This is a genomic window from Streptomyces composti (genome assembly GCF_012034205.1).
Classification (GTDB): Bacteria; Actinomycetota; Actinomycetes; order Streptomycetales; family Streptomycetaceae; genus Streptomyces; species Streptomyces composti.
This window is the reverse complement of record NZ_JAATEM010000040.1, coordinates 1-21769: the sequence shown is the minus strand read 5'-3', so window position 1 is coordinate 21769 and position 21769 is coordinate 1. Positions and strand designations below refer to the sequence as shown.

General features: G+C 69.9%; 23 protein-coding genes. 16 read left to right on the top strand and 7 right to left on the bottom strand.

The features are described from left to right. Positions 1-220 precede the first annotated feature (220 nt). The 7 genes from HCJ93_RS26480 to HCJ93_RS26450 all read left to right on the top strand — a co-directional run bounded on the left by HCJ93_RS26480 (position 221) and on the right by HCJ93_RS26450 (position 7418). Positions 221-976 carry a GntR family transcriptional regulator gene (locus tag HCJ93_RS26480; RefSeq protein ID WP_031066187.1) on the top strand — a complete coding sequence of 252 codons (756 nt, stop codon included), beginning with the start codon at positions 221-223 and terminating at the stop codon, positions 974-976. A 207-nt stretch (positions 977-1183) separates the two neighbouring features. After that, on the top strand, positions 1184-2353 hold the full coding sequence (locus HCJ93_RS26475; RefSeq protein ID WP_167998346.1) for a helix-turn-helix domain-containing protein: 1170 nt from the start codon (positions 1184-1186) through the stop codon (positions 2351-2353). Beyond that, on the top strand, positions 2350-2940 hold the full coding sequence (locus HCJ93_RS26470; RefSeq protein ID WP_167998345.1) for a cysteine hydrolase family protein: 591 nt from the start codon (positions 2350-2352) through the stop codon (positions 2938-2940). Before HCJ93_RS26475 ends, HCJ93_RS26470 begins: the two co-directional genes overlap by 4 nt. Continuing rightward, on the top strand, positions 2937-3845 hold the full coding sequence (locus tag HCJ93_RS26465) for an NAD(P)/FAD-dependent oxidoreductase (RefSeq protein ID WP_167998344.1): 909 nt from the start codon (positions 2937-2939) through the stop codon (positions 3843-3845). Before HCJ93_RS26470 ends, HCJ93_RS26465 begins: the two co-directional genes overlap by 4 nt. Before the next feature lie 101 nt (positions 3846-3946). Next, entirely contained in the window at positions 3947-4243 is a 297-nt protein-coding gene (locus HCJ93_RS26460) for a helix-turn-helix transcriptional regulator (RefSeq protein ID WP_167998343.1), read from the top strand. 781 nt (positions 4244-5024) lie between these two features. After that, positions 5025-6530, top strand: a complete 1506-nt coding sequence (locus HCJ93_RS26455; RefSeq protein WP_167998342.1) for a serine/threonine-protein kinase — start codon at positions 5025-5027, stop codon at positions 6528-6530. 9 nt (positions 6531-6539) lie between these two features. Next, positions 6540-7418: a DciA family protein gene (locus tag HCJ93_RS26450; RefSeq protein WP_167998341.1), complete on the top strand. Its 879-nt coding sequence runs from the start codon at positions 6540-6542 to the stop codon at positions 7416-7418. A gap of 10 nt (positions 7419-7428) precedes the next feature. Here the strand turns inward: HCJ93_RS26450 and HCJ93_RS26445 are convergent, their stop codons facing one another. Next, on the bottom strand, positions 7429-8100 hold the full coding sequence (locus tag HCJ93_RS26445; RefSeq protein WP_167998340.1) for a hypothetical protein: 672 nt from the start codon (positions 8098-8100) through the stop codon (positions 7429-7431). 208 nt (positions 8101-8308) lie between these two features. Then, positions 8309-8827: a hypothetical protein gene (locus HCJ93_RS29730; protein ID WP_240967885.1), complete on the bottom strand. Its 519-nt coding sequence runs from the start codon at positions 8825-8827 to the stop codon at positions 8309-8311. 39 nt (positions 8828-8866) lie between these two features. Between HCJ93_RS29730 and HCJ93_RS29725 the strand changes: the two genes are divergently transcribed. The 3 genes from HCJ93_RS29725 to tpg (HCJ93_RS26430) all read left to right on the top strand — a co-directional run bounded on the left by HCJ93_RS29725 (position 8867) and on the right by tpg (HCJ93_RS26430) (position 12391). Continuing rightward, entirely contained in the window at positions 8867-9289 is a 423-nt protein-coding gene (locus HCJ93_RS29725; protein ID WP_240967884.1) for a hypothetical protein, read from the top strand. A 183-nt stretch (positions 9290-9472) separates the two neighbouring features. Further along, entirely contained in the window at positions 9473-11821 is a 2349-nt protein-coding gene (gene tap, locus HCJ93_RS26435) for a telomere-associated protein Tap (RefSeq protein ID WP_167998339.1), read from the top strand. Between the two features lie 12 nt (positions 11822-11833). Beyond that, positions 11834-12391: a telomere-protecting terminal protein Tpg gene (gene tpg / locus HCJ93_RS26430; protein WP_167998338.1), complete on the top strand. Its 558-nt coding sequence runs from the start codon at positions 11834-11836 to the stop codon at positions 12389-12391. Positions 12392-12515: 124 nt separating this feature from the next. Here tpg (HCJ93_RS26430) and HCJ93_RS26425 read toward each other — a convergent pair whose 3' ends face one another. Beyond that, positions 12516-13769 (bottom strand): endonuclease domain-containing protein, encoded by a 1254-nt coding sequence (locus tag HCJ93_RS26425; protein WP_167998337.1) that lies wholly within the window; start codon positions 13767-13769, stop codon positions 12516-12518. A 111-nt stretch (positions 13770-13880) separates the two neighbouring features. Here HCJ93_RS26425 and HCJ93_RS26420 point away from each other — a divergent pair, with 111 nt between their 5' ends. After that, on the top strand, positions 13881-14441 hold the full coding sequence (locus tag HCJ93_RS26420; protein WP_309141510.1) for a hypothetical protein: 561 nt from the start codon (positions 13881-13883) through the stop codon (positions 14439-14441). A gap of 8 nt (positions 14442-14449) precedes the next feature. Here HCJ93_RS26420 and HCJ93_RS26415 read toward each other — a convergent pair whose 3' ends face one another. After that, positions 14450-14932 (bottom strand): DUF6233 domain-containing protein, encoded by a 483-nt coding sequence (locus tag HCJ93_RS26415; RefSeq protein WP_309141509.1) that lies wholly within the window; start codon positions 14930-14932, stop codon positions 14450-14452. 37 nt (positions 14933-14969) lie between these two features. Then, the gene (locus tag HCJ93_RS26410; RefSeq protein ID WP_167998336.1) at positions 14970-15329 is read right to left on the bottom strand and encodes a DUF8825 domain-containing protein; all 360 of its coding nucleotides are present in this window, start codon (positions 15327-15329) and stop codon (positions 14970-14972) included. 99 nt (positions 15330-15428) lie between these two features. Between HCJ93_RS26410 and tpg (HCJ93_RS26405) the strand changes: the two genes are divergently transcribed. The 5 genes from tpg (HCJ93_RS26405) to HCJ93_RS26385 all read left to right on the top strand — a co-directional run bounded on the left by tpg (HCJ93_RS26405) (position 15429) and on the right by HCJ93_RS26385 (position 18356). Beyond that, entirely contained in the window at positions 15429-16022 is a 594-nt protein-coding gene (gene tpg / locus HCJ93_RS26405; protein WP_167998335.1) for a telomere-protecting terminal protein Tpg, read from the top strand. A gap of 104 nt (positions 16023-16126) precedes the next feature. Then, positions 16127-16915: a hypothetical protein gene (locus tag HCJ93_RS26400; protein ID WP_167998384.1), complete on the top strand. Its 789-nt coding sequence runs from the start codon at positions 16127-16129 to the stop codon at positions 16913-16915. Beyond that, on the top strand, positions 16912-17175 hold the full coding sequence (locus HCJ93_RS26395) for a hypothetical protein (protein WP_167998334.1): 264 nt from the start codon (positions 16912-16914) through the stop codon (positions 17173-17175). The genes HCJ93_RS26400 and HCJ93_RS26395 overlap by 4 nt, the downstream gene beginning before the upstream one ends. A 675-nt stretch (positions 17176-17850) precedes the next feature. After that, positions 17851-18084, top strand: a complete 234-nt coding sequence (locus HCJ93_RS26390; protein ID WP_069776379.1) for a hypothetical protein — start codon at positions 17851-17853, stop codon at positions 18082-18084. Further along, positions 18084-18356, top strand: a complete 273-nt coding sequence (locus HCJ93_RS26385; protein ID WP_167998333.1) for a hypothetical protein — start codon at positions 18084-18086, stop codon at positions 18354-18356. The genes HCJ93_RS26390 and HCJ93_RS26385 overlap by 1 nt, the downstream gene beginning before the upstream one ends. 1253 nt (positions 18357-19609) lie before the next feature. On the opposite strand, the gene HCJ93_RS26380 is transcribed toward HCJ93_RS26385, so the two are convergent. Both HCJ93_RS26380 and HCJ93_RS26375 read right to left on the bottom strand, forming a co-directional pair. Further along, complete coding sequence (locus HCJ93_RS26380; RefSeq protein WP_167998332.1) at positions 19610-20056, bottom strand: helix-turn-helix domain-containing protein; 447 nt, start codon at positions 20054-20056, stop codon at positions 19610-19612. Beyond that, entirely contained in the window at positions 20053-20757 is a 705-nt protein-coding gene (locus HCJ93_RS26375) for a hypothetical protein (RefSeq protein ID WP_167998331.1), read from the bottom strand. The genes HCJ93_RS26380 and HCJ93_RS26375 overlap by 4 nt, the downstream gene beginning before the upstream one ends. Positions 20758-21769 lie beyond the last annotated feature (1012 nt).

The window sequence follows — 21769 nt, the reverse complement described above, 5'->3', positions numbered from 1 at the left end:
AGGCTCCGGGGGAGTTCGGTGGTGCTCTCAACCCCGGCCGCCCTGGAGGGCGGACGACTACCTGGACAACTTCGATATCGAAGTTGCAGTACGATGGTGCGCGACCTCGCTATCGATGTCAAGTACTTCGATAGAGAAATTCCCTCGCTATGTAAGTCGCGAGCCGTAGCTGACGTTGAGCATCGAAGCCCTTAGGATCGCTAGCGAAGTTAGGAGACACATGGCAGGCGGAAAGGGCTCTGAGCAGCCCAGATACCTCCAGATCGCTGACGAGCTGAAGGCTGCGATCGAGCGTGGGGACTACCGACCCGGTGATCGACTGCCCGGGGAGAACGCCCTTGCGCCGCAGTACGGCGTCGCCGTGATGACGGCTCGGCGAGCACTGCGCGCGCTCACCAACGAAGGACTCGCGGAGTCCCGGAAGGGCGCGGGGGTGTTCGTTCAGGCTTTCCGCCCCATCCGGCGGCGCGGCATTCAGCGTCTGGCACAGGACCAGTGGGGCGCGGGGAAGTCGATCTGGTCGGCTGACGAAGACCGGCCCCTGACAGTCGACCAGGTGTCCGTGCAGGAGGTCGTTCCGCCAACACACATTGCCGAGATGCTTGCCCTGGACGCTGGCGAGACCGCCTGTGCCAGGTCCAGGCGCTTCGTCCTGGATGGCCGGCCGGTCATGCTCGCCACCTCGTACCTGCCCTACGCTCTGGTGGAAGGTTCGGCGATCACCCAGGCTGACACCGGGCCGGGAGGAACCTACGCTCGCCTCGCTGACCTTGGGCATGGACCGGTTCGCTTCCGGGAGGAGATCCGCGGACGGCTGCCCACTGCTGAGGAAGCGGCCATGCTGGGCATGTCCCCTGAGCGCCCTGTTCTGAAGATGTGCCGGACAGCCTTCGACGCCCATCAGCGAGTTGTTGAGGTCAATGAGATGACCCTCGACTCCGCCTCGTACGTCCTGGACTACGAGTTCGATGCCTGACGGCACGCAGGACTCGACGCGGGCGCGGCACTGGGGTGTGCCCGGACTCGCCATGGTTCCTCCGGCCGGAGTTGCGGGTGTGGATCAACAAGAAACAGCATCCGCACCTGGGACCTTGAGCGAGATGTCCGGCCGTGGAAGTGGTGTAGCAACAGCGTGGCAATTGGGCCGTTGATACCTGGAAGGTGACCGCCAAGGGGGTGTGTAGTGATCGCTGTGGACAGGTGGACAGGTGAGGAGGCGCTGCTGTTGCGGTCGGTGATGCGAGCGTCTGTGCGCGAGTTCGCCGGTCGCCTCGGCATCAGTCCTCGAACCGTCTCGAACTGGCAGCGGAACAAGACGAGCGTCTGCCGTCCCCAGATGGCGCAGATCCTGGACACGGCGCTCCTCCAGTGCACCCCGGCTGAGCAGGAGGCGTTCAGCCTCCGTCTGGCAGCGCTGCGTGGAACGGCAGCCCCCCTCAACGCAGAGTCGGCAGCGCGTCCGGCACCGTGCACGGTCGTCTCCCACAAGTTCTTGCCGGTGTACCTCGGTGAGTGCAGTGCGCCCCTCTACGCTGCGGGTTCGCCAAGCGAGCCTGGACCCGGCGGCTTGGAGCAGCGAGTCCTGCCGGCTGACCACCACTCCGCGCAGTCGTCGACGGTGCACATATACGCCTGCGGTGTCGCGGTGGTGCATCTCGAGGAGCACCACCGCCTCGAGTCGTTGACCGAGTTGGCGTTGTGGCGTTACCGCACCTACCTGAAGGAGCCGGGCTGGGTAGGGGAGTGGATGGCCCACCTGCTGGCCCGCCACAGCGACGACAAGGACCAGCCTGCCCAGTCGCTCGTTCCGCAGTACGTGCTTTCGGCCTACGAGCTCCGCACGCATTCCTGGTCAAATGCTGGCCTGGATACGGCTCTCCAGCTGCTCGCTACGCCATCGGTGCTGGTCAATCGGCAGAATCCAGCAGATGTGGTACCGCTCGGGCCGGGGGTAGAGGAAGCCAAGTTCCGTGAGGGCTGGGCTCACCCGGAGGCCGTGACATTCGACGGTGGAGTCTCCCGCGGCGTCGTCGGCTGGTCGGGGGTTGCCTATCACCCGCAGTCGGACGAGCGGGCTTTGACCATGAGCCAGATCGTGGCCCTTGAGCTCGACGTACAGGCCCTCTGGGCCCTCTCGTCGCACATCCTGCACATAATCGAAGACGGCCAGGACCCAGTGATGCCGACGGCCTACGGGTGGCGCTTTCTGCGCAGCGCATACTTCCGGCTCACTACCGCACGCCCCACTGAGACCGCCCAACACCGGGTGATGCGCGAGGCCATCCTGGCCACCAGCGAACTTCCTGATCGGCTGCGCGCCGCCCAGGACGCTCTCCGAGAGAGCAATCCGTGACGGCCATGTGGAAGGCGGAGTGGGTGGACCCTCGATCGACAGCGCTGCTGGTCATCGATGTGCAGCAGGGCTTTGTCAACCAGCACAGCCGTGGAGTCATCCCTGCGGTTATTCGGCTGGTGGAGGGCTGGCAAGCAGCTGGCGCTCCCGTTGTACTGTCGCGGTTCCACAACGAGCCTGGATCGCCGTACGAGACGATCACGGGATGGACGCGATTGCGTACTCCCGAGGAACAAGCCCTCGTTGCTGACCTGGCCCCCTTCGCTGCCACCGCCGCCGCGGTCATCGACAAGCCCCAGGCGTCAGTGTTCACCCCCGAGGGCGCCCGGACCATCCACGAGGCGGGCTGGACCGATCTGGTGCTGTGCGGCATCGACACGGATGCGTGCGTATACGACTCCGCTGTTGCCGCCTATCAGGCCGGATACCGGCCATGGATTGTCACCGACGCTTGTGCCTCTACCGGCGGCGCTCGCTACCACGACGCCGCTCTCCTACTCGCCGCCCGGAACATCGGCGCTGAGCAACTGGTCACGAGCGAGGTTGTCTTGTCCCGAATCAGCGGAACGCAGGGAGCCCACGCATGAGCACACCGCACGAGACAGATGTCCTGGTGATCGGTGCCGGCCCGTCAGGCGTGGCGGCCGCGGTGATGGCGGCCAGCCTGAACCTTCGAACGGTGGTCGTGGAGGCTGACTCAGTAGGAGGCAAGCTGCATGTCATCGGGGCACTGGAGAACGTCCCCGGCAACTGGTCGAGCGGCCCGCAACTTGCTGAAGCCCTTGCCGCCGACCTGGACCGCCTACAGCGGGCTGGCCGATGCTCCGTCGTGCAGGGCCGTGCGGTCAGCGTCACCGGCTACGACGACCGGGCGGAGCTCGTACTCGAGGACGGACGCGCGCTGAGTGCACAACTGATCGTGGTCGCCACCGGCGTGGCCGCCCTGGCTCCGCCCGACGCCGACTGGATCAGCGCTTCCACAGGTGTGTCGGTGCCTCCGCTGTGGCGCACCGAGCCTGCAGACCTAACGGGCCGGACCTATGTTCTCGGAGGAGACCGTCCCCTCGGGACATGGCTCCGCACTCACCCGCACTCCTCAACGATGCTTCATGTCCTTTGTCCGCCGGCGGATGACTACAAGATCGCAGAGGTCGCGGGGGTCGAGCGCGTGCGCATCGTGCCCGTCTCTCACGTTGTCCTGTCGCAGATGGCCCACGGAGACGAGTGGAGCTTGCAGGTCAAGGACCGACAGGGGGAGCGCAAGTCCTACGTCGCCAAGACGGTGTTGAACAACCTCGGTAACACGCCAGCAGGTTTGGACGGCCTCGCCTCGAGCGAGGACGGCTACTGCCCTCCCGACAAACAGCACCCGCGGATCCGGGTCGCCGGCGACTTGAGGTCGGCCCAGTTCCAACGCGTCACGACGGCGCAGGGCTCTGGGGCGGAAGCTGTGCTCGCGTCCTACTACGCCTCAGTCCTAAAGCCATGCTGAAGCTTGACGCCCACCGCCCTATCGGCGTATCACTGCACGCTAGCCAAGATCGATCCCGTGGTGTATCTTTCACGGATCCAGTGATCATGAGAGGTTGGGGCATGTCCGACGCGGATCCCATGCAGCGGGTCAACGCTCTCCTTGACGACGTCCTACCGTCGCCGCACGTGCGTCAGAAGCTGCGCCTCGCTGCGGGACTCACCCAGCAGGAAGTCGCGGACGCTGTGGGCGTGAAACGCCTGGCCGTAGCCCGCTGGGAGCTAGGCCAGACCCACCCCCGGCGACCCCATCGCGCGGTCTACATCCACTTGCTCAAAGGGCTCGCGGAGCGCTTCCCCGACGTTGCTGAGCTGGATGCAGGCAGCACGACGCCGACCTCCGAAAGGGGGTCGGGATGACCTAGGTCATCGGCCGCGCGTGCGAATGAGGTGGACTGCAATCCACTGTGGCCCGCGCGGCCCGTCTCGCCGACCATCAGGTCGGCCGCCCAGTCCCCGGTTGGCGCCGGTTCTGGGCTCCAGCTCATCGAGCTGGGTCTTCATTCCTCGTAACACCCCGCCTTGGCAGGCGGTTTGTTCCACCCGGTCCGCTTTGGCAAGCGGGCTACCCCGGCTCTCCAGGAGCCCCTTTGGCAGGGGGCCTCTGTTGAGCCACCAGCGTCACCCCGGGTTCCGACGGCTTTGGCAGGCCGTTCGGTGCTCGGGGCTCCGTCCGTACAGAACGCTCGACCGTGGTCGGGTCCCTTGGCGGGGGCCTGGTCGCGGTCGGGGCGATCTATATGAAGGTTGGTGTCCCCGCCATAGTGCACGAGATCGGTGTCCCCTGTCAGCTCGACTGTGCCCGATTCACACCGGTTCGAGCCTCCCGCGCTTCCCGCGTGACGGGATTCGCACGCCCTGTTTGCCCTGCTCAGGGCATTAGTCACGAAGATTCTTCGGAGTGGAGTGTCACACCGTCCCCGGTCCCCGACGCCTTCACCGAGAGGGGGTCCCCTGTCCACCTGGCGGCGCCAGCCGCCGCGGTGCTCCGGGGCTGCGTCCCGTGGGGCGGGACGCGATCCGAAGTTGTTGCCCGCCAGGCCGGAGAGATCAGGGGTCTCACCGCTGCTCGGCAGCCATCCACAGGCAACCTGCGCATGGCTGCCGAGATGATCTCTTACTCGCTCCTCCAGGCGGGCCGATGAGCGTCGTGGCGGCACCGGCCGCCGTGACGCTGCCCGCTCCGCGTCCGTCGGTCGACGACGACGTCTCCGTGCTGCCTGGCCTGTACGTGCCGGAGGCGAGCCAGTGGCTGTCGACGTCGTCGGGACGGATCGCGTCGGACGGCTACTCCTGGATGCAGGCGGTCCATTGGGTCGCCGGGTCCGGGCTCTACAAGCCGCGGCGGCACCGGTCGCACGGCCCGCGTTCCTTCGGGACGACGACCGTGCGCGTCGCCCAGGAGCTCGCGGAGCTGTTCCCGTGCCGTCCGGGGATCGAGTACCTGGTGCGGCGCACCGGCCTGTCCGAGCGGTCGGTGGAGTACCACCTGGGCATGCTGCGGGAGGCCGGGCTGCTCGCGTGGATCGTCAAGGGGACGCGGGTGTCCGGCGGCCCGGCGCAGGCCAGCGAGTTCGCGCGGATGATCCCGGTGGAGTTCGATGTCGCGCTCGGCATCCGTACGGTGCAGCGGGACGAGGACGCTCCGGCGTACACGCGGGCGGCGTCCGGGATCGCGGAGTCCGGCCGGGAGCTGATGGCGAAACTGGCGAAGAAGGCGTCGCGGAAGGTGCGCAAGCCGCGCTCGAAGACGTCGTCGAAGGCCCCGGCGAGGGGTGCCCGGAAGGGTGCCGAGCAGGGGGTTGTGACGGCTGTTTCGGATGAGGCCCGTTGCACCCCAATGCAGGTCGGTACCTCAACTGTTTCTTCTGCGGGTGGTACTTCCTTCCCCCCTGAGAGCAAGCTCGCAAGCGGGGATGCCAAGTCCCCCACCCCGAAGAAGTCGAAGGCGAAGGCCGGCGGCCGCCGGAAGCTGAACGTCGTCGGGCGCCGCTTCCAGCTGGCCCGTGAGCTCACCCAGGAGCTGGACTGGCTGCGCGGCTGCTCGGTGGCCCGGATCGCCTGGGTGGCCCGGGGCGTGGCTGATGCCGGATGGACCGTGACCGACGTGAAGGGCTGGCTGCACCTGCGCGGCGAGGCGGCCCGGGTCCGCCGTGGCTCGGGTCTGCTTGCCGTGCTGCTGGCCGGTGCGGAGACGGTCCTGGACACCCCGGCCAAGCGGGCCGACGCCGTCGAGCAGTGGCGCGGTGCCCAGGAAGCCGCCCGCCGCCACCGCATCCAGCAGGTCCGCGCCCGCACCGAGCGCTACGAGGGCGACTGGGACGCCCCGACCAGCCGCGCCGTCCAGCGGCAGGTCAACGAGGCGTTCGCCGCCTCGTTCCGGCCCAAGCCCCGGGCTGCCGCGCCCGACACGGAGGCCCTGCCCGAGGTGTCCGGCGTGGGCGGCCTCGAGGACGACGTGGTGGCCGAGGCCCGTGCGGAGGCCCGGCAGCGGCTGATGGTCGGCGACACCTCGCTGATCACCGTGGCGGTCGACGCCATGGGCCGCGAGACCGCGGAGCAGCTCTACGGCGCCGACCTGGTGCGCCGCGCTCTGCAGCTGGCGAGCGGCGCCCGCAGCTCGCTGATGACGTACGGACGCCGGTAGGAGGCCGAGATGACCGAGACGATCACCCCCATCGAGCAGCCCGCCGCCGACGGCCCGGAGCTGTCCGGCGTCGACCTCGCCCGGGTTGCGCTGCACGCCGCTCGCGAGGCCGCCAGGAAGCGCGGCGAGAGCGAGGCCCGCGCCCCGCGCCGCCGCCGGACCCGGGTCGTGCAGCGCGACGGCCGGGAGCCGGCCGGGGTCGCCGCAGTACTCCAGGGCCTGATGGCCGACCGGGCCTGGGACGTCCCGGCCGCCGGCGGCACCGTCCTGGACCGCTGGCCCGATATCGCGGCCGCCATCGCCCCGCAGCTTCCCGACCACGTCCAGGCCGTCGCCTTCCACCCGGAGACCGGCCAGCTGGACCTGCGCCCCGACTCCCCGGCCTACGCCACCCAGCTCCGCCTGATCAGCGCCCGGATCGTCGCTGCGGCCAACGAGTCGGCCGGCACCGACGCCGTGCGCAGTGTCCGGGTCCTGGCCGTCGGCGCCGCCCCGGGCTCCCGGCCCGCCGCACCGACTCCGGTCACCGCACCGGACGCTCCTCCGGCCCCGGTGAAGACGCGCGAGATGGCCTCGCCGGGCTTCCACCAGGCCCTCGCCGCGCACCAGGCCGTCGCGCCTCCCAGCCGTATCGACCCCTCGATCGCGGAGGCGGTGGAGCGGCAGACCGCGGCGATGCGGGCGCTCAGCCTCCGGGCCTTCCCGGAGCCGGAGCCGGTGGCCGATGACCAGCCGGCCCCGATCGAGCAGGCCCGCATCGAGCGCCGCCGCCAGGCCGACGTCTCCCACGCCGCAGCCCTGCGCCGGGCCCGTGCGGAGCGCGCGGCGAGGGAGGCCGGGATGGCGGCCGCGGTCCCGCAGCCGACGACGCTGGGCAGGACCGCGTGAGCTCGAGGCGTCAGGGGCGGCGGGCGAGGACGTCGTCGATGCGGGAGGCGTCGGCGACCCACGTTGCGGCGGCTGGCGCTATGAAGCCGAGCACGGTCTGGATGTCGTCCCGGCGGGCTTCGAGGGCCAGGTGCCAGATCCCCTCGTGGTAAGCGATGCGGTTGCGGAACTTGTGCAGCCGTTTGACCGGGTCTTCCACCGTGGTCAGGGCACGGTTGGGGGCGTAGGGGAAGGCGCCCGCGAGGTCGGGCCACAGGTTGGTCTTGTACTGGCGGGCCAGCAGGAAGCGCCAGAAGCCGAAGCTCAGCTCTGCGATGACCTTCCCGCGCGGCGTGGTCGCAGCACCGCCCCGCCCAGCGCGCTCTTGGGCCTGGGCGATGTCGCCGCGGGCCTTGCCGCTGAGGGGGACCTGCCTGTCGATGTACCACTCGGTGGTCCGGCCCCGGCGCTGCTGGCGGGCAACGAGCCGTGCGTCCAGCGCGTTGCGCAGCATGATCTCCAGGTGCCCGAGCGGTTCGAAGAACGCCGCGGCGAGGTCGCTGTTCCACTGGTACAGCGCGAGCGCGGCGGTGGAGTCACCGGCGCAGGCGGTCAGGTAGGGGTTCAGCCGGTCGGGGCTGATCAGCTCGATGACGGCCTTGTCGTCGGGCGGCTCGATGCTGGTGGGCGGCGTGCTGTGCATGGTGGGGCAATCGTAGGTACACTGGGCGACGAAGACCCTGGAATCGTCCCTGGTAGCCCTCGAAAGAAGGCAGGCCATACCCCCAGGGTTCAGACGTCAGTCGAGGGCCGCACGGTTTGACCGTGCGGCCCTCGCGCTTTCCAGCCCGTGACGACGGCCGCCCGGACCGACCTGGGCGGCCGTCGTCTGCTTCTCGGTGAGATGCCGGTCAGTCGCCGGCCTCGTGGGGGAGACCGTCGTCCAGGACGATGCGGATGGTCTCGCCTTGTCCGGTGACGTCGGTGAGTTCGGCCGCGATGCGGTTGTAGGTGGTCATGGCCAGTGCCCAGTCGCCCTGCAGCGGGGTGGCGGTGGAGCGGGTGTTCCACAGCTCGATGAGCAGGGCGATGAGGGAGCGTCCGGACAGGACGGTCTGGACGCGGCCCTCCTTGATGTCCTCTACCGAGGGCGGGGTGCGGAAGTGGCTGTGGTCGACGGCCAGGGCGGCGAGCCACTCCCAGGTGTCGCGGTGCGCGATCAGTTCGGCGGAGGCCACACCGGCGGCCTTCAGCAGCAGGACGCCGTGGGCGACCCGCGGATCCTCCGCGTCGGCGGCCTGCGGCGTGGCGGCAGAGGGCTGGTCGGCGGAGGTGCCGGTGCCCTGGTAGGCGGCCTCGATGGCGCGCTTCAGCGCGAGGTCCTGGTCCTCGCTGGACTCGGGCTGCGGCCGGTGCCCGGTGTTCTCCATGGTTCCCCCCTGGGAGTTGGTGTCGGTTGAGACGGACGGATGACCTTCGGCGCCGGCGGTCGAGCCGTGGCCGGCCTCGGGTTCGGGCGGCTGCGCAGTCCCCTCGGGATGGGTCTGCGTGCCCTGGCCGGACGTGTCACCTGCCCCTTCGGGCGGCGCGAAGGGACGCAGAACGTCGACAAGGTCCAGGAGTTGCCGGAGCTCCCCTCGCGTCTCGTTCAGGTCGCTGATCATCCGGTCCTGCCGGCGGCGGACCTCCCGGTTCTCCTCACGCAATCCGGTGACGCCCGCCTGGAGCTGTTCCAGGATCTTCAGGCGGCTCTGCGTGACGTCACCGTGCAGTGCGGTCAGCCCGACCGTCGGGTCATCGAGGCGATCGAGACGTGCGAGTTGTTGTCGTATCGCCTCCAGTTCCTTCATGGCGTCGCCGAACGCGTCTTTCCACCCCACGTGACCCCCTGATTACTCCGAGCATGCGACCGCCCATATCTCCCCACCGGGGCCTGGGGTGACGCGACGGTTTCCAGCCCTTCCCTGGCCAGGACCATCCTCACCCCTTCCGCACGCCGTTCGTACGCCATTCGTACGGAGGATGTGCGCCATGCGTACGGTTCTTGGGGTAGGATGTCGGTCAGGAGGTGTTCCATGTCCGAGTTGTTCGACGCGGTCGACGCACTGGTCGCGTCCCGCTCGCCGCTGCCGCCAGCGGAGGAGCGCAAGCGGTTGCGGGTCGCGCACGGCCTGACGCTGGATGAAGTCGCCGCTGCGCTGAAGGTGCGCCGGGCCACGGTGTCCGGCTGGGAGTCGGTCAAGAAGCCGACCGAGCCGCGCGGCCCGGAGCGTGAGGCGTACGCCCGGCTGCTGCGGCAGCTCGCGGAGCTCTACCCGGCACCTGCAACGCCGCAAGAGCCGGCTGCCCCGGTGCCCGCCACGTTCACCGGCGCGCCCGACCCGGCAGGCGAAATGCCAGAGGTTCCGGACGCTGCGATCGAAGAGATCGTCAACTCCCTCTATCCCACTCCCGGCGCGCCCCGCCGGGCGGGGCGCGCCGACCCGGCGGGAGCGCGGACTCTGTCCACAGGGGAGGGGTCCGAGGCTGCGGCCATGACTGCAACCGAGAACATCCAGACCCCTGCCCCTGTCACCGCTGCTCCGGCGGCCGCGCCACGTCCGGCGCGCACCACCAGGCCGTCGTCGACGTCGCGCCGCCCGGGTGCCAAGAAGGCGGCTCCGGCCGGATCCCCGGCGGGCGGCGCCGACCCGCGGTTCGAGAACGGGCCTCTGGCGGTCGTCGACGTCGAGGACGGGCAGGTGCTGGCGTACTGCACCGGCGGCCTGGTCCTGGACGTGCCCGCCAAGTCCCTGCCGTCCCTGGTGGAGTGGACGCTCAAGGAGGCGAAGCTCGGGCAGCCGAAGCTGTCCGGGCCGGGCAAGGACGCCGACCCGCTGCTCGTGCTCACCGAGGCCGCCCTTGAGCGCTACGGCCTGCCCGTCACCCTCACTGACGAGGAGAAGCACGCTGGGCGGATCCCGGAGGGCCACAAGGTCGTCAAGCAGTTGGCCCGCGCGGAGTGGAAGCTGACGAAGAGGGGTTTCGGCCCGTGGGCGAGGATCTATCGCCCCGCCACCGGCTCGGAGCGGGCCTGCGTCCAGCTCTGCATCCCCTCCTGGAACGCGCTCGACTCCCGGCACTGGGGCGAGGCCGGGCAGCTGCCGCCGGCGGAGCTCGCCCGCGTCCTGGGCGTGTACGCCTCGCGGGTGATGACGCCGCGCGGCTCCACGGCCGTGACCGGCCTGGAGCTGATGACCGCGCTGCACCCGCCGACGCGCGCCTCCGAGCCGGACGCGACGGGGAAGCGGCACTCCGAGCACAACCCCGGCTCGCTGGGCAAGGACGCCATCGACCCGATGAACTGGCCGCCGTGCGAGGTCCCCGACGGTCACCCGGTCCTCAAGGACCTGCCCCGTTTCCACGTGCGCGGCCCCGGCGAGAAGCTGTTCGAGGAGGCGTACGACTGGGCGCGGCCGATGACGGATGCCGAGTGCACCCTGCGGCACCTGGTCGGCATCGACGTGAACATGGCCTTCGCCGCCGGCGCGAACGGTCTGAACGTCGGTCTCGGTGAGGCGACGCACGTCAAGGCCCCCGCGTTCGACCCGAAGCTGCCCGGCTCGTGGCTGGTGGACCTGTCCCACGTCGACCTGTCGCGGGTGAAGGTCGGCAAGGAGTGGGTGGAGCTGGACGGCTCGCTGCTGCCCTCTCCGTTCACGCCGAAGGGTGAGCGCCCGGAAGGGCCGGCCTGGTACGCGACGCCCACCGTCGCGTACGCGGCGGAGCTCGGCTACGAGGTGCGGCCGATCGAGGCGTGGGTCCGGTACGACAACGGCCGCTACCTGGACGGCTGGTACAACCGGCTCCGTGACGCCTACCTCGCCACGATGGCCGACCTCGGCGTCCACGCGGACATGGAGCCGGCCGACTTCCTCGCCGCGATGGACGGCTACAAGGACCGCGACCCGGACCTGGCGATCGTCGTCTCGGCGATCAAGGCGACGGTCAAGGGCGGCCTGGGCAAGCTCCGCGAGCGCCCGCGCGGCGAGGGCTGGCGGCCGGGCGAGCCGTGGCGCGCCCTGTCCCGCCCGACGTGGCGGCCGGACATCCGCGCGGCGGTCATCTCCCGCACCCGGATCAACCTGCACCGCAAGATCGTCAAGCACGCCGCGTTCACCGGCCAGTACCCCGTCGCGATCCTGTCCGACTGCGTCGTCTACGCCGCCGACGGCACGTCGCCGCTGGACTTCCTGCCCTACCGGGACGGCAAGCCGCTGCCCGGCGGCTTCAAGCTCGGCATCAACCCCGGCCTGGTCAAGCACGAGGGCACCCAGACCGTCCTGTGGGGCGAGGAAGTCCGCGAGCGGTTCAACGCGCCGGAGCTCAACCTCGCCCGGTACATCAAGGACGGCACCGTCACCGACGTCGACAACGGAGAGTAGGAGAGGGCGACGATGAGCCTGTTCGGGGACGGCCTGGAAGCCGCGGTGCAGAAGGCGTTCACCCGCCCCGCACCCAAGAGCGCGGGTGCGCAGATGCGGTACCTGGTCAAGCAGCTCAAGGGCACGAAGGCGGTCGCCCAGATGCTGCGCATCTCCCAGCGCACCGTCGAGCGGTACGTGAAGGACCAGATCAAAAAGCCCCGCCCCGACCTCGCCGCGCGCCTGGAGCGCGAGGTGAAGAAGCGGTGGCAGCCGCAGATCCGCGCCAAGGCCCGGCAGAGGGCGGCGACCACCGGCGGCATCGTCGTCGACACCCGCGCCCGGATCGGCTACACCGCGCCGATCGGCTCCACCGACGAAGACCGCCTCCGCCACCTCACGGTGGCACTGCCGCCCCGCTACGCCGCCCGGCTCTTCGAGGCCCAGGAGCAGGGCGCCACCGAGCAGCAGCTGCGGGAGATCGCAGCCGAAGGGCTCAAGGAGGTGTACTTCCAGGACAACGGCCGCCGCGCCGGCCAGCTCGAGGAGGTCCGGTTCACGGACATCGAGCACCTCGAGTTCGACCTGTAGAAGGCCGCGCCCCGAACAGCCCGCGAGCCCCGGACCGAGTTGGTCTGGGGCTCGCTCGCGTATCCGCGGGGGGTCGGATGGTGATGCACGCGATGCCGTGTTCAACGACGCTGCCGGGTGCCGGTCACCCCGTGCCCGTGGCCGGACCGGGAGAAGGCTGGCCTTCCCGTGCGGCGAGGGCCGCGTCGACGAAGGCCCGCACGAGCGCGGCCATCTCGGGCGCTGTCACGTCTTTTGTCCACCGGCTGGCGTGCCATCCGCTGCATTCCAGCTCGAACCGGCGCACACCGTGGTCGTGCTCCACCTCACGGGTGTACGGCTCGCGCGGGCAGCGCCCGTGACGCTCGGTCTGCTCCAGGTGCGCGCGGACGACGGCGGTGTGGAATCGGCGCGGCAAGGTCCGCTGTTCGAGGCAGCCGCGGCATTCCAGGAGATGCAGCGCCGCACCTTCGAGGCGGAGGAAGAGGTAGGGGAGCCCTGTTCCTTCGCGGGTGTTGCAGCTGCCGCACAGCGGGCCGCGGACGTATCCGTGCTCGTGGCAGTGGTCCCACGCCGCGGCCGGGCTCTGTTTGCACAGCCGGCACAGGTAGTCGTCTGCCCGGGTGCCGCGCCGGCGGTGAGCGTCGTAGAGCACGCCCCGCAGGTGGCCGGTGTACAGCTGGCTGGACTCCCCGGCACACGGTGGGCACAGAGTGACGTACCCGGTGCGGGTGTTCTTCCTCCAGTCTCCCGAGTACGGTCCCTGGGCTCCGCAGCGGCACAGCCGGGCCTGGTCGACCAGTTCGCCCTCCCGCTGCTCCCAGCGGTCCAGGAGCTCGGTGTAGGCCCGCGGCAGGAGCCAGGTCTCACCGTTCCAGGCCAGCAGCTGGAGGGGCCGGGTGCCGGCGATGTTCTGCAGGTGCCGGGCCTGGCTGCTGTAGGCGACGAACTCCTCCCACGTCAGGCCTCCGGGCAGCCCGTTGTCACCGATGGCCCTCCAGTCACCCCACTCCTCATATGGACGGTTTTCCTGCACCAGCTTGAAGCGGGCCCGCTCGACCATCCACGACATCAGCGTGCGCCGCCAGTCGGGCCGGTGCCACTCCTCCGGGTCGCGCTCCGGGATGTCGCGGTACGCGGGCAGCTGCACGTCGACGACGTCGCCCAGGTCCACGTGCAGGTCCGCCAGCGCCTGGCCGGCGGCACGGACGTCCCGCTCGTCGTACATCCAGCGCGCCTTGTGCTTATAGCAGCGCACCGCTATGTCACCGAAGAAGACGTGGCCGTGCTGCCGCAGGCGTGGCATGTGAAGGAGCACGTCGGGATCCAGCGGGACCGCGGCGGTGTGCGTCAGGTCCGCGAAGAGGGAGCGCGCTCGCTCCCGGGTGACGAGAGGCATGACCGGATGGTGGCAGCGGCCACTGACAACTCGCCCTGCGCTGCGCGTTCCTGCGGGGCCGATGCGAGTGAAGCCGTCCGGCGGCTGCTCCAGCGCGCCTACGATGCAGTCGTGCGGAACACGAAGGCGTTCAAGGAAGCCGTTGCCCAGACGCTGACGGAGCTGGCCCACCGAGGGGTGACGCTCGCGCCGGCGACGGTTGAGGACGTGATCGAGAAGAACATCAGCACCGTGGCCGAACGGCTCGGGATCCAGACGCGCTCCGCCTGGCGGTACTTCGACGCCGCCGCCCTCGCCGACCGCCTCGCGCAGAGCCAGTCCTCCTACGAGGAGAGCAGCAGCGAGAAGGGCGTCGGGCAGGCCCCGATGCCGCCGATCGACAACCCCGAGCTCGCCCTGGTCCTCGCCGGGGTGCCGGACTCCCTGGCCCAGACAGGTGGCGACCTGTACGCGGTCATCATCAACGTCGCCGTCAACGCCTGGATGGCTGGCCACATCCACGGCGAAGACGGCTGCACCGGCTGCGACGGCAGCCGCGGCCCGGCCGGACACGACTGGGAAGCCAGGATGCGCACCATCACCGAGCTGCAGCCCAACATCACCAAGTGGTTCGACCGCGACGTGTGGACCCGCGCTGTCAACGACGCCGGTTACACCGTCGCCCGCCGCTGACCTGCCGCTCAGGTCTCTTCGAAACCGCGGTCGAAGCCCTGAAGAACGGGATCCAGCTCTGCGGCGGCGCCGCACAGCGAGCACAGCCGCACTCCCGGCTGCTCGGCTGCGTCCAAGGCCCGCTCCAGCGTCAGCACCGGCGCCCCGGCCGGCGCCTCGTCGCAGTCAACGGCGTGCACAACACCGCCCCGGCCGGACCCACGGCCGCCGGCCTTCGCCATTACCCAGCCGGACGGACGCCGTGGCCCGAGGATCTCGCGTTCTGCCGGCGGCGGGGACAGCCGGGTGGTGGGGACGTCCTCGTAGGAGACGCCGGGCACGGGCTTCACGTGGTCGGGGGCCTTGACCCACACCACGTACCAGGCGGGCTCCACCCGGCCTTCAGGCGTGTTCTGCCATGCCGGGACGGCCACCTTGTACAGCCAGGTGTCCGGGACCTGCTGGCGCTCCTGGAGGCGGCCGGTGACCTCCTGGCCATCGGGAAGGACCACGGTGATGGGCGGGGCTCGTGCGGCGTGTCCGCCACGGTTACGCCGCCTCCTGGCCCTCGCCGTCCTCGCGTTCGAGGGCGTGCTTGAGCTGGGACCGGGCATCGGGCCGCGCGGGTGCGTCGACCTCGCTCCAGAACGGGTGTGTGAGGATCACGGAAGTCAGGTCGCGTTCCTTCTCCCGCAGCGCGGCGACTTCCTTCTTCTCCTGCTCCGACCAGCCTGGCGAGTCCGGGTACGCGCGGGACGTGGCGAGCCAGTAGCCGTCGGGGCGTTCCCACGCCTCCATGGGTTCCACCGAGTACGGCAGCGTCTTGACCAGGGCTTTGAGGCTGGCGCGCACCTCATTCAGGGCCTGCTGCGCCTTGAGGAGATCGTCGGGATAGGCGTACGTCGTCACGGCCCAACAGTAGTTCGACCCTTCGACAGCGCCGTCCGTACGACGCGGGGGTGCGCTCGCCGTCATCTGTCCACAGGTGACCTGACGGACGCTTCTCCCATGGATGATCAGCACGACTCGCAGCAGCCGACGCCGCGTCGCGGGAAGGTCCTGGACGCCCTCGTACGGGCGGAGCGGAAGGTGTTCACCCGGCCCGCGCCGAAATCCGCGAAGGCTCAGGTGAAATTCCTCCTCACGCGGGCGAAGGGGTCGACCAAGGCCCTGGCGGAGCGCCTGGGCGTCTCGCGGCGCACGGTGGAGCGCTACCGCGCCGGGAAGCTGACGACCCCGCAGAAGCGCCTCCAGGCCGCCCTGGTGGAGGAGACCGAATCCGAGTGGCAACCGCAGGTCAGGGCACAGGCGCGCGAACGGGCGTCCACCTCCAGCGGGATGATGGTGGAGGTGACCGCGTACTTCGGATTCACGTGCACGGGCAGCTCGGACGACGGCCGGATACGCACCATCACCACCCCGATCTCACCCACCTACGCGAAGCAGATCCTGGAGCTACAGGAGGCCGGAGCGACGGAGGAGGACCTGCATCCGATCGTCGCGGAGGCCATCACCGAGTCGTATTTCACGGAATGGGGCACCCGAGCCGATGGCCTGCGCGCGGATTTTACGCACGTGCAGGCCATCGAGTTCCTATTCTGACGCGGTCGAATTACGGGCCTGCTATAAAGCAATCCGGCGGGTCGCCGTACAGCGCTCTGGCGGCGGCCCGCTCCCGAATCCACACCACGAATGCGAGGCCGATGATGACCACGCCCTGGCCGCCCCGGCGCACCGGCCGCAGTCCGCTCGCCCCGCGCGTCGCCGCGCCCCGCGAGCCGGTCGACCCGGCCCGCATCGGCCGCCGCGTCGTCCGGCGCCGGGCGAAGGGCGTGGACGCCGTCACCGTGGCGGCGGCCCTCGAGGACGCCCGGTTCGACGCACGGCAGAACGCGCGGCACGAGGACCTGGCCGACGACGTCCGCGGCCCGGCGGAGCTCGCGGAGTGGGAGCGCATCGACCAGCTGCTCGCCGCCGCGCCGCCGGGCACCGTCTACGACCCGGACACCGACGACGTCGTCCAGGCCGAGCTCGCCGCCGAAGCCGCGGCCGCCGCCGCGCGGGAGGCCGAGCTGCGCGAAGCCGCCCGGATCGCCGCCCGCGCCGATGAGCTCCAGGCGCTGCGCGAACTCGGGACGCTGGAGCAGGCCGAGCCCCGCGAGGGCGACGAAGCCGCCCGTGACGAGCTCACCCGCCGCGCCGGGGCGTACGTCCAGGCCGACGTCGACGCCTGGCTCGCCCGCGCCCTGGCCGCGCACCGCGGGCACTACGCCGACCCGGCCGCCCGCGAGGCCGCCGCCGGCCTCCTGCCGCAGCCCGTCCTCGCGCACGCCGCGCTGCTGTCCGCGCTCGCCCGCCTGGTTCCGGCCGCCGCGCCCGGCGAGCTGGCGCTCGCGGCCCGGCTCGCCACCGCCGAACCCGAGGCCACCGCCGACCTCGCCGCGCTCCTGAACGCCGCCACCGAGCCGGCCGGCACCGACGGGGGCCCGGCATGACCCACGACCAGGAGCCCGAGGTGGTCGCCGTCAGGCGCGAGTCCAGCCCCATCGGCCGCCGCTTCGAGGAGCTGCTCGCCGACGGCACCGTCTACGCGTGGACCGAGCCGCCGGTCGGCGAGACGTACTACCCCGGCGAGGACGACCCCAACTTCAACCCGATCTGCCACTGCCCGCGGACACCCCGCGCGTTCTGCATGGAGTGCGCCGGCTGCGCCGACTGCGAGCAGTGCCGCTGCCCCCGCCCGGCCCTCCTGTGATCTCACCCTCTGCAACCTCCCAGGCTCCCAGATCCCCCTGTGAGACCTGTGACAGGTCTGGGAGCCTGGGAGCCGGAAATGCCCGATATGCCTGTGATGCCTGAGAGGTTGGGAGGCCGTTTTCCCTGGCAGACGCGTTCCTGGGAGATGACCTGTGACCCTGTGACGTACCTGGGAGGTGCAGCCCGTGACGATCACGGAAGGTGACTGTCACGCTGTCACGCCCAGGGGGTGTCACGCACGCCGTCCGGCTGTCACGGCGGGGTGTCACGCGGCCGGTTCGGCCCGGAAACACGGGCCCGGACCCCGATCCGGGCCTCTTGCCTGATCAGCATGACACGGCTCGGGTCCGGTTACCGTCCGCTCCTGAACAGTCCGGACGACCTGTGTCATCAACTCCCTGTTTTCCCAGGTGGACACGCCTGCCTGTGTCACTGATCAGCTGATCTGTGTCATCGCCAACCGGGACCCAGGTGGATCTAGCAGCCGCCCCAGAACCTGGGTCCCTGGGTCCCGAGACCGGTGTTTCCCTGGTAGACGCGAACGGGGATCGTAGCTGGGTCCACCTGGGTCCCACCCGCTCGCACAGGCCGGTTCGTCCGGAGTGGTCCCCAGCACCCGGGGCGGCCGATACCGTGGTGAGACACGCCCGTTCCGCGCCCCACGGAGCCCTCGATGAGCGAACAGCCGGCACCCGCCGACCACGCCCGGCAGCAGCTGGAGCCCGCGGCCGCCGACGCGGTCCGCGCATACGCGGCCAAGACCCGCGAGAACGCCGACCAGCTCGCCGCCGTCCTGGAGGACATCGCCACCAACGGCCTGCCGTCGGTGGAGGACTGCACGCCATGGGAGGAGCTGCGCGAGGCCCACCTTGCCCGGCTCGCCTCGCAGCGCCCGGCCGTGGCCTGATGGCCCCGCAGCACGGCCCGCGCCGCGCCCGGATCGCCTTCTCCGACTCCGCCGCCAAGCAGCTGGAGAACATCACCAGCGAGGCGGAGATCCACGCCTTGGACCGCGCCCTGGTCGTCGTCTCCGTCGACCCCGACGTCGGCGAGCCGATCCCCGGCGACACCGCCGGCCCCCAGCTGCGCCAGTACACCGACGACGTCGAACAGGTCCGCGTCCTGTACTTCGTCACCGCGCTGCGCACCGTCGTGGTCGTCGCCTACATCGAGGTCTAGCCCGACCAGGCCGGTGCGACGCACCGGCCTTGCACCCTTGCACCCATCACCGCGGGTCAGTCGCCCTGGAGCTCGCAACCGACGGCCTGGCCCCCGCAACACCCACTGCAACATCCAGGTGCAACAAAGGCCGCGTTGCAGCACTGACCTGCGGCAACACGCACCCACAGCCAGGCCCGGGGCGTGTTGCACCCCGCGTTGCAGGCCCGTGCCCGCGCCCCGGCCCGGAGCAACCAGCACGGCCTTGCACCCCAATAGGGGTTAGTACAGGTAGTACCTATGTGCGGGTTGTTCTTCCTTCCCCCTGAGAGCAACAGCTCGCGCGCGGGCACCCGCCATCTGTCTCTCACCTGAGCCGACGCCCCTGGTCGCCGTGCCGCGCGCATGATCCTTCCCGGCGCTGTGCGGCCGTCTGCGGCGTTCTGACGCCCTTGCGGCTCCCGAGCGGCGATCAAGGGCCTCCCAGGCGCTCACAGCGGCGTACAGCGCCTCGCGCGCCCTTTGGTGTCGTCGCCCCAAGGGGAGCCGGTCCCGGCAGGCCACCGCCAAGTCCTCGTCTCCACAGGTCTCCCCATCCGTTCCCGGACCGAGCTGTGCTCTCAGGGGGAAGGAAGAACAACCCGCACATAGGTACTACCTGTACTAACCCCTATTGGGGTGCAAGACGTCTCCCAGCGCAGCATTCGCACGACGGCTCAGGGGCCCCGGTGCAACCGTTGCTACGCGCACGCCTGCAACAGGCAGCAGCACGCCTTGCACCTTCGGCGGCCTGCACGGTGCAGCAACCGCTGCTGCACCGGCTGCTGCTCCTGGTGGTGAAGGGTGCAAGGCCGTCTGCTGCATCCCGCAGCGCGGGCCGGCGTGCAGCAGCGTCCCGCCAGGCGGCACATGGGTGCTGCTCGTGTAGCAGGCGGGCTCCGGCATGCAGCAGCTGCCCGTTGTTCGAAGGCGTGCTGCTCGCAGCAGGCGCCTGCTGCCCGGCAACGGCAGGGGGTGCTGCGCCTGCTGCATAACACCGCAGGTCTGCGGTGTTGCACGCGCGATGTATGCACGGCTGCTGCATGCAGCAACCCGCGATCGAACCGCCGCGTTGTTCTGGAGAACTAGAACAAACCGGTTTACCTGGTGCTACCGATAGTCAGCGTCGTGAGCCGTTGAACTGCGGTTTTTTTCTGGAGGTGAAAGATCGCGCCCCACGCGGACGGCGCTGCACCGGTGGGTGCAGCGCCGTCCTGTCGGAGTGGATGGTCGGGTCAGGACACGGCTTTGAGGTTCTGGCGTCGCTTGGTGTCCTCACGGCGTCGGCGCTTCTCGGCGAGCTGGTCCTGGTAGGCGGCGACGGCCATGCGGTAGCGCTCCACGAATCCGGGCGAGTTCAGGCGCTCGTTCTTCGGCATCGCCTTGACGGCTGCGACGGCGTCCTCGGGGGAGAGGTAGGCGGCGAGCATGGGGTTGATCTGGTAGACGCCGGCCCGCTTCTTCTTCACCAGCTGCGCCAGGTCCAGGTCACGGAGCGCCGCGTTGACGGCGGCCCGGCTCAGGCCGAGCATCTGCGCGAGGGTGACCTGGTCGACCTCGATCCGCCCGCCCGGCTCGCTGTGGGCGCGCATCTTCAGCAGCACGCGGTAGGCCGCGGGCAGCAGGTCCAGGTCGGCGACGATGCCTTCCGCGTTGACTGCGGCGAAATGCAGACCGCTCACTGTTCGGCCTCCTTCTGCTTCTGCTGTACCCGCGTCCGGCGGCGCTCAGCACGCATCTTCGCCCGTTCCTCGCGCAGCCGCTCGATCTCCTGGCGCATCCGCTCCAGCGAGGGGAAGCGCACCAGGTCGGGCAAGCTCTCGTCCGACCGGATCTTGGCAATGGTCTCGTGCTGGTCGACCCGGATGTACTGCGCGTCCATGGTCTCCGTGCCCGGGATGAACTCAGCGACCCGATAGGAGTACGGCGGGTTGAACTGGTAGACGCCGCGCTTCACTCGGAACACGATCCCGTGGGACATGACCTCCTGCAGCGCCTCGTTCACCTTGGTGCGCGCGACGTCCAGGACGTGCGCCATCTCATCCTGGGTCAGAGGGATCCGCCCGCCGGCCTTCTGGCAGGCGATCATCAGCAGGATCAGCCGCAGCGGCAACGCCTCGCGGAAGAACTGCGCGATGACGAGGAAGAACTCCAGGCTGTCCATGGAGAAGGCGTTCGGCTCGTCCGGCGGCCCGTAGAACTCCAGCGGCTTGCGCTCGCTGTCCAGCGTGAGCTTGCGGCCGGGGTAGGCGCGGGCGACGTCGTCCAGGTCCTTGACGGGCCGTAGCGGCCGATCCCAGGCGTCGGCCGGATCATCCAGCGGCAGCTTCGGCTGCGGCGCCCCCGGGGCGCTCGTACGGCGACGCTGCGGCTCTGTCGACACGAGGCTGCTCTCCCAGCTGTTGATCTACGGACGCGCAGCAGTATGTCACCTGCGCTTGACACTGATGTCGCTTCGACACGACATGCCGCACGAGTTGTGTCCCCCCAGGGGGGACAGATCTCCCCCCTCCCCGCCCGACGGTCCCCACGCGCGACACATTCGCCTTCTGATGTCACCTCTACTTGACACGTGGCGCGAAAACGTGTCGCCTCCAGTTGACATTGAGGTGTCGATCTGCCCCCTCAGTCGGTACACATCGGCCGCGTTATGTCCCCTGAGCCGGTACGGATCTCGCGATCGGCAACGCTCTGACCTGCGGTTTTTTGATCTCCGTATATATCAGTGGCTGAGGTCTGCGTCCGACGGACCGTCGGACCCCATCGTGGCTCAGGCGGCTTCGCGTGCGGGTCAGCGGCCCAGTACCGGTCGTGGACGGCACCAACGGCTCTGAGTCTCGGGTGGTGTCGACCGTGACGAACAAGCACCAGAAGACGGGGGCGGCCTTCGTTATGGGTTCCGCCGCCCGGCCCTGGGGGCCGGGCGGCTCCGGTACCTCCGTAGGTCGGAATTCGAACTTTCCCATATCCGAGGTACCGTTCTGTGGCTCAGGTTCGCAGCTTCCCAAGTCGTAATTCCTCACCCAATGGGCGGGTCAAATAGGGCTGGTGACGAGCTATCAAAAGCCGCGCCCTACCCGGGTGGTTGGGGGGGTGTCTCGTGTTTCCGCCAACGGTACATGCTGCATCAACCTGATGCACGCGGTACACTGGAACCCGACACGAACGAGCGACCCCCCTCCCCTCGTAGCCAGCCCGGCCCGCGCCAGCGGGCCCCAACGGTTCTGGAGGCGCAGCCGGAAGGACCGTCAGGCGGGGGAGCGCAGCGGACCCGCCGGGAGCGCCCCGCGCTCCCCCAACTCCCGTACTGGAGGCCCGACTAGCTGCACCGTCAGGAGTCGAGCGGCCCGGCCGCGCATCGCGCGGCCAGCCGGGCGCGCAGCGGCCGGCCCCAC